The 11582-nt window shown below is 50.4% G+C and carries 10 protein-coding genes; 6 read left to right on the top strand and 4 right to left on the bottom strand.

What is annotated here, in order from left to right; genetic code table 11:
- Positions 1-117: 117 nt before the first annotated feature.
- The 4 genes from EFB08_RS01650 to EFB08_RS01635 form a co-directional block, all read right to left on the bottom strand.
- Positions 118-1023, bottom strand: coding sequence for a flavin reductase family protein (locus tag EFB08_RS01650; RefSeq protein WP_227006163.1), 906 nt, complete (start codon positions 1021-1023; stop codon positions 118-120).
- Between the two features lie 151 nt (positions 1024-1174).
- On the bottom strand, positions 1175-2452 hold the full coding sequence (fahA, locus tag EFB08_RS01645) for a fumarylacetoacetase (protein ID WP_123125599.1): 1278 nt from the start codon (positions 2450-2452) through the stop codon (positions 1175-1177).
- A gap of 390 nt (positions 2453-2842) precedes the next feature.
- The gene (locus EFB08_RS01640; RefSeq protein WP_123125164.1) at positions 2843-3112 is read right to left on the bottom strand and encodes a NifU family protein; all 270 of its coding nucleotides are present in this window, start codon (positions 3110-3112) and stop codon (positions 2843-2845) included.
- Between the two features lie 4 nt (positions 3113-3116).
- Positions 3117-4220: an Mrp/NBP35 family ATP-binding protein gene (locus tag EFB08_RS01635; RefSeq protein WP_123125163.1), complete on the bottom strand. Its 1104-nt coding sequence runs from the start codon at positions 4218-4220 to the stop codon at positions 3117-3119.
- Between the two features lie 213 nt (positions 4221-4433).
- On the opposite strand from EFB08_RS01635, the gene EFB08_RS01630 reads away from it, so the two are divergent.
- The 6 genes from EFB08_RS01630 (at position 4434) to EFB08_RS01605 (ending at position 11348) form a co-directional block, all read left to right on the top strand.
- Positions 4434-4904, top strand: a complete 471-nt coding sequence (locus EFB08_RS01630) for a hypothetical protein (RefSeq protein ID WP_123125162.1) — start codon at positions 4434-4436, stop codon at positions 4902-4904.
- Positions 4905-5148: 244 nt separating this feature from the next.
- Positions 5149-5418 carry a hypothetical protein gene (locus EFB08_RS23300; protein WP_125077624.1) on the top strand — a complete coding sequence of 90 codons (270 nt, stop codon included), beginning with the start codon at positions 5149-5151 and terminating at the stop codon, positions 5416-5418.
- A 95-nt stretch (positions 5419-5513) separates the two neighbouring features.
- Positions 5514-7532, top strand: a complete 2019-nt coding sequence (dnaG, locus tag EFB08_RS01620) for a DNA primase (protein WP_317125577.1) — start codon at positions 5514-5516, stop codon at positions 7530-7532.
- A gap of 688 nt (positions 7533-8220) precedes the next feature.
- A complete protein-coding gene (locus EFB08_RS01615; protein ID WP_123125160.1) occupies positions 8221-8559 on the top strand; it encodes a P-II family nitrogen regulator in 339 nt (112 codons plus the stop codon).
- 65 nt (positions 8560-8624) lie between these two features.
- A complete protein-coding gene (locus EFB08_RS01610; protein ID WP_123125159.1) occupies positions 8625-9929 on the top strand; it encodes an ammonium transporter in 1305 nt (434 codons plus the stop codon).
- Positions 9930-10172: 243 nt separating this feature from the next.
- Positions 10173-11348 carry a porin gene (locus EFB08_RS01605; protein ID WP_123125158.1) on the top strand — a complete coding sequence of 392 codons (1176 nt, stop codon included), beginning with the start codon at positions 10173-10175 and terminating at the stop codon, positions 11346-11348.
- Positions 11349-11582 lie beyond the last annotated feature (234 nt).

The following is an 11582-nucleotide window of genomic DNA, read 5'->3' as shown; positions in this document are numbered from 1 at the left end:
GGTTGCCCTTTATGAGCCTTTGTTATTATTGACCCAAGACCGACCAAAAGAGATTGCTCCTACAAGGACTTTTTTAGAAGCTGTTTTAGAGAAAAGAGCCTTAAAACCCTATCTGGTTTATTTTAGCAACGTCAAGGTGAGCAAAGCTTTCCAAGCTTCCTGAACCCGGCCTTCTTCCAGCAAGCTTTTGGCTAGCAGGTGAATTTGGCGTTCCAACTCGGTGGGATTGTGCTGATGCTTTTGGACCACGTATCGGTACAAGGGTTCGTTGGCAAATTCCTGCACTTCGGCCTCGGTGGGCATTGCTTGGGTGTTTCCTAAGCGGGCCAGGTTGTTGCCGGTGAGCACGGGACTTTGCCGGATGTGAGCAGGAAGTTGATCTATGCCCATGCCTTTGTTCTGCAATGGCTTTGGCAACTCAAACAGGCAATCGCCTTGGGCTCGCAGGTACCAGTCACCACCTAGGCGCGCCACGGCATCCAGCCGGAACGGATCAATGGTTTTGCCATCCTTTCCGAAGACTTCTTCTTGCACATGCAACAAAACCGCTTCGCAGATAACCAGGTTAGCGGCCCCTCCTTTGTCCCCGATGGGTTTTACCTCCAGTACTTTGCATTCAAACGCCGCAGGTGCCTCCGCCACTCGGGGTGGTTTCACCAAGGTAGAGGCAACCGGTGTAAGGCCGGCTTTAATGAACTCATTCACGCCTTTGTCATATTCAGTGCTGGCCAATGACATCTGCTCCACCATGGCGTAATTCCCGATGTTGATGACTACTTCGCCCGTTTCCAGCACATTGTCTAAGGTGTGCTTGCCGGTATTGTCGCGTACCCGGCGGGCCGGGGAGAAGATTAGCACCGGCGGATTAGAGCCAAAACAGTTGAAAAAGCTGAAAGGGCTCAGGTTGACATTGCCCTCTTTGTCTATGGTGCTGGCAAAAGCAATAGGGCGCGGTGCAATGGTGGCCAGCATGAGGCTATGGAACTCGCCGGTAGGTATTTCTTTGGGGTTAAAAGTTCTCAAACGGAAGGTCTAAAGTTTTGGAGACTGGCGGAGATAGTAATTGGGAGGAGAAAATGCCCGTATTGGAAAATGTAGGAAGTTGAGGCTGGTTTACATCTGCATGATCTTCGTCTCCTGTTCTTCAAATTTCCACATCCTGATATTTTTACCTTTAAATAGAAGGCAGAATCTCCGTGCGGACCTCTCCGAAACCTACCCTGATGCCGTTTTTCTCGGCGTAGCCGCGCATGGTGACAATGTCACCGTCTTGGAGGAACTTGCGTTCGGTGTTGTTGGGAAACTGTAGAGGGTTGGTGCCGCGCCAGGTCAGTTCCAGCATGGAGCCGTAGGAATCTGGGGTTGGTCCGCTGATGGTGCCTGAGGCATACAGGTCGCCTACCTCAATATTGCAGCCGTTGATGGTATGGTGCGCCAGTTGCTGGTTCATGTTCCAGTACATGTGCCGGAAATTGGAACGGCAAATCACCACTTCTTCGGGTAACCCCGGTCCTTGTAAACTTACCTCCAGGTTGATGTTGAGGTTTTTGTTTCCGCTGAACTCAAGGTAAGGCAATACTCTGGGTTCCTGTACCGGCCCTGGCACTCTGAAAGGTTCCAGGGCATCCAAAGTCACAACCCAGGGCGAAATAGAAGAGGCGAAGTTCTTGGCTAAAAATGGTCCCAAAGGGACGTACTCCCACGCCTGAATATCCCTGGCCGACCAGTCATTGAACAAGACCAACCCGAAGATGTATTCCTCGGCCTCCAGAGTGGTCAGCGAAGTTCCTAGTTCAGTGGGTTGACCGGTGATGAACGCTACTTCCAACTCAAAGTCCAGTTGCTTGGTAGGCCCGAAAACGGGAGCATCGGCATCGGCGGGTTTGGTCTGACCTTGAGGCCTCCGGATGGGCACACCCGAGGGAATAATGGAGGAGGCGCGGCCGTGGTAGCCTACCGGCAGGTGTTTCCAGTTAGGCAGGAGGGCATTGGCCGGGTCGCGGAACATGGAGCCCACGTTGGTGGCGTGTTCCATGCTGGAGTAAAAATCGGTGTAATTAGGTACCAGCACGGGCATGAGCATCTGCACATCCTTCTGTATCAACAGGCACTCGGCCATGAGTTCCCGGTTGTCCCTGATCTCGGGATTATCGGTGCGCAGCAGTTCTGAGATTCGGCAGCGTACCTGCCGCCAGATGGTTCTGCCCAGCGCCATAAACTCATTGAGGTACGGCTTATGGAACACGGTAGGGTCTTCCACATCCAGCATGTCAAAAAGGCCGTGCTGCGTGAGTACGTATACATCCAGCACATACTCGCCAATGGCTACGCCCACCCTGGGATCTCGGTCTTTCGCCTGGAATATACCGAAGGGCAGGTTCTGTATCTGGAAGTCACTGGTGGGGGGAATCTGAATCCAGGAGTGCAGCGAGGGGTCATTGGCGGTTAGCATGGCAGGTAGGGATCGGTGGTCAAACAAAGATAGAAAGGTCTGCGAGAAAAGGGAATGCCATTTTGCAAGAGAAAATCCTTTCGACAATCGCTTTCCAGCTAGGGCCCAGACCTCGTAAAGACCGGAGGACGTGCGAGCGTCTGTGCTAATCCCGTTTCAGGCCTGTTTTCTGGAAAGAAGCCCTAAAGCAGATCACGACTCACGACAAATTCGCAGACCCAATTTATCCCTTATCACGAGAACGTAAAACCTTGGCAGCTATGAAAAGAAAGGCTGTTTAGTTTTCGGCCCGTTTTTAGAAAACAGGCCAAAAACAAAGGCCGGTTGGCAATGAAAGGAAAACTCTCATTGCCAACCGGCCTGAAAAATCTAAAACAATGCTAAGCGACCTTATACATCCATAGGGGTGAGGTTCACCGCCTGAATGCCTCTGATTTCGGGCACGGCGCGCATGATGGCTTGCTCAATACCGCCTTTGAAGGTCATGGCAGACATGGGACAGGAGCCGCAGGCGCCCATCAGTTCCAGCACTACCACCCGTTCTTCCGTAATGTCCAGCACTTTGACATCGCCGCCGTCTGTTTTCAGGTACGGGCGGATAGAGTCTAGGGCTAGCTCCACTTGCTGGATTAAAATCTCTTTCAGTGCGTTGTCTGCCATGTTCTTAGGCTTTAATTTCTACTACTTTGGTTTTGTCCAAGCTGGCGTTCCGTACGGAAACCTGCCGGGCCACTTCTTGTGCCACTTGCTCAAAGGCCTGCGAAGCGGGCGTGCCTTCCTGCAGAATCTGCGGGGCTCCCTGGTCGCCGCTTTCTCTGATGCTTTGCACCAACGGTACCTCGCCAATGAACGGAACGCCGTAACGTTCTGCCAGGTCGCGGCCCCCGGCCTGTCCAAAGATATAATATTTATTCTCTGGTAACTCAGCCGGCGTGAAGTACGCCATGTTTTCTACCAATCCTAAGATCGGAACGTTGATTTGCGGCTGCCGGAACATCTGCAAACCTTTCACAGCATCGGCAATGGCTACTTTCTGCGGGGTGGTCACAATGATAGCGCCCGTAACCGGTACTGTCTGTACCAACGTCAGGTGGATGTCACTGGTTCCCGGGGGTAGGTCAATAAGCAAATAATCAAGCTCGCCCCAGTCTACCTCGGTAATAAATTGCTTCAGCGCCGAGCTGGCCATGGGGCCGCGCCACACCACCGCACTCTCGGCCGGGGCCAGGAACCCGATGGACATGAGCTTGATGCCGTACTTCTCAATGGGTTCGATGAGGTTGCGGCCATCGGGCATGCGGTATACCGCCGGGCGGGCATCTTCCACACCAAACATGGTAGGCACCGATGGGCCCGAGATATCAGCATCCACCAAACCTACTTTAGCTCCGGACTGCGCCAGCGCCACGGCCAGGTTTGCCGTGAGGGTAGATTTCCCTACACCGCCTTTCCCAGAAGCCACCGCAATGATGTTTTTCACACCTTTCAGCAGCGCCTGGTTGTCTTGGCGGGCCGAGGTCACGCGCGAGGTCATGTTCACCGTTACGTTCGCATCTTTGTCCACCATGGTATGGATGGCCCGGATACAGGCGTTCCGGATCAGGTCTTTGAGCGGACAGGCCGGGGTAGTCAGGATCACGGTAAAGGCCACGTCCAGACCGTTTATTTGCACGTCCTCAATCATGTTCAAGGTGACCAGATCCTTGCCCAGATCTGGCTCCTCTACATAGCTGAGGGCTTTTAATACGTCTTCTTGGGTAATTGCCATATGTTCTACAGCGCTAAAATTCGCTCTTACAAAGATACACACTATCTGTTTAACAAGCTACCAGAAGCCATTTTAAGGCTGGTTTCCAAAAAGTAAGGCCGGAATAGAATATCAGAAAGCCGGTGCAACTTTAAGATTGGTTTTAGGGTCCTCTACGTAGAGGTGATGTATGACAAACCTCCTCCTGTTTTGGGTTCTCAAAAATATTTAGACATGAAAAAGCTGTTTTTTTGTTGGTTAATGCTCCTGTCTCTCACCGCCTGCCAGGAGGATGAGGAGGCTCTGCTTGAATCTCCCGATTACCTGGTGTTTGGGCATTACTATGGCTTCTGCGGAGGCGAAAACTGCGTGGAGATCTTCAAGATTGAGAACGGCACCCTGTTTGAAGACACCAAAGACCAGTATCCCGGAGGCAAACCCTACGAAGGAAACTATGAGCCCAAAAGCGCCGCCTTATACGAAAAGGTAAAAGACTTGCCCCATCAGGTGCCCGCCAGGTTACTTTCTGAAGACAGAAGCATCATCGGGAGTCCCGATGCAGCGGATGGCGGAGGTATTTACCTGGAAATTGGCAGAAACGGAATGAAACGCTACTTCTTCATTGATAAAACCCGGCACAACGTACCAGATTACCTCTATCCGTTCCTTGACAAAGTGGAGGCGGCCATTGCCGAGTTAAAGTAAAATCCTGTCCTGGACCGGTAAATAATTAGAATCAACCTAACATAAACGCCTTGTGAAGCTTCAACCGTCCTTTTTCCTTTTAGTATTTTCCCTCCTGTTTTTCAGCTGCGAAGACAAAGAAACATGGCCTGAAAACTCTTTAATTGTCCAGAAGGGTGGCGAAACCTGGAATGGAGTCCCTTCCATCTATTTGTATCAAGACTCTCTGCACATTGTTTGTTATGAAGTAAGCCAACACCTGACTATGAAAGTCAAATTCACAGGCGAAGGCAAATTTACTGTGCCTGCCCTCAGGGCGGAATACCTGGAATTGATAGGAGGGGATGCGGTAACAGGCGTTTATAGGTTAACGGAGGGAAACTCCCCGGCAGAGCTTATTATCACAAATTATGATTCCAGCACGGGCTTCATAAAAGGTACTTTCCAGTTATCCATGAACCGGTTGGGAGTCAATCCTTCCCCATTATTGCTGTTTACGGCCGGAGAATTCAAAGGGACCGTGCGTCGTCCTTAAGCCCTGTTTTCTGCCTCTTTTCGGGAAAACTATTTAAAAACAGACCTTCATGAGATAGCTGCCTTTCAGCCAAAACAAAACTGAAATCTGTATCTTTGTCTACCGCCTTATTTTCCTGCGTACCCATGGCCCTGATAAAGAAAGAAGTTGTTGACCAGATCATCCTGCAAGCCGACATAGTGGAGGTGGTGGGTGATTTTGTGAGTTTGAAGAAGAAGGGCCAGAACATGTGGGCCTGCTGCCCATTCCACCATGAGAAATCCCCTTCCTTTAGCGTAGCGCCTAACAAGGGCATTTACAAATGCTTTGGCTGCGGCAAGGCGGGTAACTCAGTGCAGTTCATCATGGACGTGGAGGGCACCAGCTACGTGGAGGCGCTCAAGTACCTGGCCAAGAAGTACAGCATTGATATTGAGGAAGACCAAAGCCCGGCAGCGGTACAGGCCCAGAACGAGCGCGACAGTCTCTACATTCTCTCAGATTTTGCGAAGCAGTACTTTGTCAACGCCCTTCATAAAAACGACGAAGGCCAGAGCATCGGGGCACCGTACTTCAAACAGCGCGGTTTGTCGGCGGCAACCATCCAGAAGTTTGAGCTAGGCTACAGCTTAGATTCTTGGGACGATTTCACCAAAGCCGCCCTTGAAAAGGGTTTCCAACTGAAATACCTGGAGGAAACCGGCCTCACCATTGTAAAGCAGGAAGAAGGCAAGCAGTATGACCGGTTCCGGGGACGCGTGATGTTCCCCATCCAGAACGTATCGGGCCGCACTATTGGGTTTGGCGCGCGTACGCTTAAGACCAACGACAAGAAATCACCCAAATACGTCAACTCGCCGGAGTCACCCATCTACCACAAAAGTGATGTGCTCTACGGCATGTATCAGGCCAAACAATCCATCCGGCAGGAAGACAACTGCTATCTGGTGGAAGGCTACCTGGATGTGCTTTCCCTGCACCAGGGCGGCATTGAGAACGTCGTGGCTTCCTCGGGCACCTCGCTCACGGAGAACCAGATCAAGCTTATCGGAAGATACACCAAGAACATCACGGTACTCTATGACGGTGACCCCGCCGGGATTAAAGCCTCTTTACGCGGAATCGACCTGATTCTGGAGGGTGGCCTGAACGTGAACGTGGTGCTCTTTCCTGATGGCGATGACCCGGATAGTTATATCCGGAAGGTGGGCGACACTGCTTTTAAGGAGCACCTGAGCAAACACAGCCAGGATTTTATCTCGTTCAAATCTGAACTGTACGCGCAGGAAGCCAAGAACAACCCGGTCAAGAAAGCAGATGCCATCAGGGAAATGGTGGTGTCTATCGCTAAGATACCGGATGCGATCAAGCGCTCGGTGTTCCTGAAGCAGTGCAGCATTTTGTTTGGCATTGACGAGCAGGTACTCATCTCTGAGTACAACAAAATCCACCTCACCGAGCAAAAAAACGCCCGGTCCCAACAGTCCCAGCCTTCTTATGGCTCGGCTCCAGCTTCCTACGCGCCTGGTTCCTTTGAGGAGATGGCCGCCGAAGCTGAAGCCGCTGCTGCTGCCGAGGCCGCCATGTACGAGGACGAAGACCAGCAGGAAACCGGCCAAAACGATTTGCTCCGCACCCGCGAGCGGGAGGTTATCCGTTGGATTCTCAATTTTGCTGATAAGGAGATAGAGGAGGGACTCACCACGAGCCAATTTATTTTGAGTGAACTGGAGGATGTAGAGTTCCGCACGCCTATCTATGATCGCTTGTATAAATTGTGCCTCTTGAAACTGGAGCAAGGTTTTCTGCCTACGGCTACAGAAATGATGCAGCACGAGGACCAGGAGATCATAAAGGAAGTAATTGACTTAATAAGTGAGAAATACGAACTCAGCGATGGGTGGGCCAAACATGAAATAGTTGTGCCCCGGGAAAGCGACCTTATCCAGTACGGGTCTGAGCGGGAGGTGCTGCGCCTAAAGTGGCGCAACGTGCAGCTGATGATCAAAGACCAGATGGCAACCCTTCCTAAAGCGTCTGATGCGGCTGAGTTGGATAAAACCTTGCGCACCATCAAAGCACTGAAAGAATTTGAGAAGCAAATTGCTGATCTTCTAGGGATTGTGTTCAGTTGATGGGTGTCAATGCCTGAGCTTGGATAAAGAAATATGGCCTCAAGGCAAAAATATTCTCAACTTATTGAGGCCTCACCCGCAGATGATTGCTGTTCTGAAGCTGTTTTAACTCTTAAATACAGCCTGACAGAAAGAATTACTATATAGTTATAGGATTATCCGCGTTGGGAAGCCCTTTGGTTTATGGCTTGTTTCATAGAAACAGACCATAAACCAAAGGGCTTTTTGTATTATTTCTTTTCAGTTGGGGTTTGCTTGGTTTGCAGGTGCTGCATTCACTCAGCCAAGCCCTTATCTACACCTTTCCTTAGCTTCCGCAATCAGGTTGAAGGCACTTGCTTCTAATTGCCGGTAGAATACGAAAATTTCTTTCTCTGCTAAGAAGCGTTAAGAGCGTTTTTTGTTTTTCATTCCTTTTTTAAGAATTCGTCAATAAATACATGGTAAACCAAACCTTTTGTGAAAAAGTAGGGAAGGAGCCTTCTGTTTTGTTGCAGTTATAAGAAAAATGAAAGCAAAATATCTTGCGAATAGTGAAAAGAGAGGTGTCAAATTTAGGGTGGTTTTAGTTGATGAATGGGTGTTTTTATTATTTAACCCCTTGCTTTTTAGGTGGTTTGTTCTAAATTCATATAAATCCAAGAAAATACACCCTTTGAATGTAAGTGTAAATCAAGACTTTAAGCTTATGAAGAAAATTGAAGCAATCATTAGAACATCCAAATTTGAGGATGTATACGAAGCCTTGGCTGAGATTGGGATTCCGTTCATGTCTACCTATGATGTGAAGGGGTTCGGGTTAGAGCACGGCTCCTCTCAGGTGTACCGGGGCACCTCCTATAACGTGGGGTTTATTCCCAGAACCAAAATAGAGCTCATTGCCACCGATGAGCAGGTAGACCCCGTGGTATCCACCATCCTCAAAATTGCCACTACCGGAAAAGTGGGCGACGGTAAAATCTTCATCATGGACGTGGAGGAAGTCATCCGGATTAGAACCGGCGAGATAGGCGAGACGGCCCTTTAAATCACCCTTCGCACTTACTCAAACAACTTCAAATCAAAATCTATTATTCACCTAAACATTTTACCATGTCACAAGAGTTATTTGTCATCAACAATGTCTGGATGATGGTTTCCATCTTTTTGGTGTTTGTCATGCATCTGGGATTCGCCACGTTAGAATCTGGTCTGGCCAGGTCAAAGAACACCGTCAACATCCTGTTCAAGAACAGCATGATGCCGCCCATAGGTTTGCTCATGTATGCCCTGTGGGGCTTCTCTCTCATGTACCCGGGCGCTGACTTTGCCGGCAAAGTCTTTGGGTTTTCTGGCTGGGGAATCAACCTGCCTGAAGGCGGCGAGACTTCATCCTACAACGCGGGCTATACCTTCTGGACCGATTTTCTCTTCCAGGGGATGTTTGCCGCCACTTGCGCCACCATCGTGTCTGGCGCCGTGGCTGAGCGGATCAAGTTGGCTACGTTCCTGGTATTTTCCGTGGTGTTTGTAGGCCTTTGCTACCCCATTGTAGGCATGTGGAAGTGGGGCGGCGGTTTCCTGAACACCTTGTCTACGCCCTTCTATGATTTTGCCGGTTCTACTATTGTCCACTCGGTGGGCGGCTGGGGAGCATTGGCCGGTATTCTGTTGCTGGGGCCAAGAATTGGGAAGTACGTGAACGGCAAAATCAAGCCTATCCCAGGCCACAGCATTCCCATGGCTACCATTGGCGTCTTCATTCTATGGTTGGGCTGGTTTGGGTTCAACGGCGGATCGGTGCTGTCGGCGGCTCCAGGGGCAGTGTCAAGGGTGTTGGTGATGACCAGTTTGGCCGCGGCGGCTGGTGCCGTGGGAGGTTGCCTGTTTTCTTACCTGCTTTTCAAAACCGGTGACTTTACCATGGTGCTCAACGGCATCTTGGCAGGTTTGGTGGGGATCACCGCCGGTGCAGACCAGATGGGCGTGGTTGACTCGGTTATCATTGGCCTGGTGGCCGGTAGCCTGGTGGTGATCGCGGTGACGGTGTTTGACAAACTAGGGGTGGATGATCCGGTGGGTGCCTTGTCGGTGCATTTGGTGTGCGGCATCTGGGGAACTTTGGCCGTGGGTTTCTTCGGTAACCTGGCCGGAACGCCGCAGCTGATCAGCCAGTTGATTGGGATTGGGGCCGTTGGAGGGTTCTCTTTTGTCTTTGCCTTTGTGCTGTGGGCCATCCTTAAAATGACCATAGGCTTGCGGGTAAGCGAAAGAGAAGAAATGGAAGGCCTGGACATTCACGAACATAAAATGCATGCCTACCCAGACATCAACAGCCCCGGGTATGAAATGAGCATGCCAGAAAAAGAAGAAGTATTGGAAGCAGACCTTCCTAAAAGAGCCCCCATTACTGCCTAAGAGCAGGCAGCCGGAGCAGAAACCAGTGACATGGATCGTAAAAACAGGAGGTAATGTGGTCTAGACATTACCCCTGCTTTTACTTCTGGCAAATCACGGTTCCTCTTCTCCCCACTTTGTTTATTAGTACTGGTCTCCTTGCGGTAGAACCTGTTTCCCTCAAACGGCAATTTGAGGAGGTGCTGCCCATGGGCCTGGTGTGAACACTTTTCTAAAACATTCCTAACAGTTAACAGAAGCAGTATGAGAAAGATTTACGCGCTTACAGCGGCAACGTTTTTTGCCGCTGCTAAGATAACGATTGCCCAGGAAATTTCCTCTGTAGACACCTTGAAAGCCATTGCGGAGGAGCCTGTAACGTCTACTAAAGGGACCTTCAACCTGAGCGGCTACGTAGATGCCTTTTACCAGTACAACCTCAACCGGCCAGAGTCAGGTAAAAACCAGGGTCGCGTGTTTGACCAGTATCATGACAATATCTCGCTGGGGCTGATCCAGACGTTGCTGACTTACAAAAAAGACAAAGCCACAGCGGTGGTGGATCTTACCTTTGGACCCAACGCAGACCTGTGCAACTTTGGTAACTCCGGCACGGCCAAGATCATCAAGCAAGCTTACATCTCCTATGATTTCACGGATAAGTTCCGGCTCACGGTGGGGCAGTACGCCACGCACATAGGGTATGAACTCATAGATGCCCCGCTCAATTTTAACTACAGCCTGTCTTACCTGTTCGGGAACGGGCCTTTCTACCATACCGGGGCAAAGCTGGACTACACGGTTAATCCAAAACTTGGGCTGATGCTAGGCGTGATCAACGGTTGGGATTGCCTCAATGACCTGAACGACCAGAAATCGGTGACCGCGCAGGTGCACCTGACACCTTTGGAAGGCTTCGGGATGTACCTGAACTGGATTGGCGGAGATGAATACAACACCTTGTCCAACTTCGGGGGAAATAAGGGAAGCTACACCAGTTTGTTTGACCTCACCACCTCGTACCAACCTACCCCAAAGTTCAAGCTAGGCCTCAATGCCGCTTATGGATCCTTTTACACCGGCGCTGATACGGAGTCTAGTGCTGATACGGAGTCTAGTGAAGATACCTGGTCCAAAGACGCCTCGTGGGGCGGCGGGGCGCTGTATGCCAGCTATGAACTTAGCAGCAAGTTTGGCTTGGGCTTCAGGGGCGAGTATTTTTCTGACCCAAAAGGCGTAAGGTATTTTGGGCCGCTGGAAGTGGCCTCGTACACCATGACGGGCAACATTAAACTGGCGGGAGGCAACTTCCTGGTAAAACCTGAGGTTCGGTTTGACAAAGCTAAGGATGCGTTCTTTGAGAATTCTGCTGGGCAGTTCTCCAAGAAAACCCAGACCACCGTGGGGGCCGCGTTTGTTTACTCCTTCTCTATGAACTAGAACCGCCAAGCAGGGTGTGCACCCCTGTTTTGAGGCTGTTTTCTGGAAAGTAAGCTTCACACGTTTCTTTCTTTAGAGCATGTTAAATTTTGGATTGGTAAGCGAAAATGGCTAGAGTAAGGTTCTGAGGAAGCAGTTTTTGAGCCTCGTAGCAGCGCTACGAAGGCGATAAAAGTGTGAACTCAGGTTCTTGCTGTGGCCATTTGCAGCACCAAAGACAGATTTTAAACATGC

Origin of the sequence: Rufibacter latericius, assembly GCF_003721515.1 — a bacterium.
GTDB classification, from domain to species: domain Bacteria; phylum Bacteroidota; class Bacteroidia; order Cytophagales; family Hymenobacteraceae; genus Nibribacter; species Nibribacter latericius.
This window is presented reverse-complemented; position numbering and strand designations above follow the sequence as displayed.

Excerpts from the sequence above, each read along its gene's own strand:
- EFB08_RS23300 (WP_125077624.1), top strand. The coding sequence starts at position 5,149 with ATGAAAGTCAAATTCACAGGCGAAGGCAAATTTACTGTGCCTGCCCTC.
- EFB08_RS01615 (WP_123125160.1), top strand. The coding sequence starts at position 8,221 with ATGAAGAAAATTGAAGCAATCATTAGAACATCCAAATTTGAGGATGTA.
- fahA (WP_123125599.1), bottom strand. The coding sequence starts at position 2,452 with ATGCTAACCGCCAATGACCCCTCGCTGCACTCCTGGATTCAGATTCCC.
- EFB08_RS01630 (WP_123125162.1), top strand. The coding sequence starts at position 4,434 with ATGAAAAAGCTGTTTTTTTGTTGGTTAATGCTCCTGTCTCTCACCGCC.
- EFB08_RS01635 (WP_123125163.1), bottom strand. The coding sequence starts at position 4,220 with ATGGCAATTACCCAAGAAGACGTATTAAAAGCCCTCAGCTATGTAGAG.
- EFB08_RS01640 (WP_123125164.1), bottom strand. The coding sequence starts at position 3,112 with ATGGCAGACAACGCACTGAAAGAGATTTTAATCCAGCAAGTGGAGCTA.
- EFB08_RS01605 (WP_123125158.1), top strand. The coding sequence starts at position 10,173 with ATGAGAAAGATTTACGCGCTTACAGCGGCAACGTTTTTTGCCGCTGCT.
- EFB08_RS01610 (WP_123125159.1), top strand. The coding sequence starts at position 8,625 with ATGTCACAAGAGTTATTTGTCATCAACAATGTCTGGATGATGGTTTCC.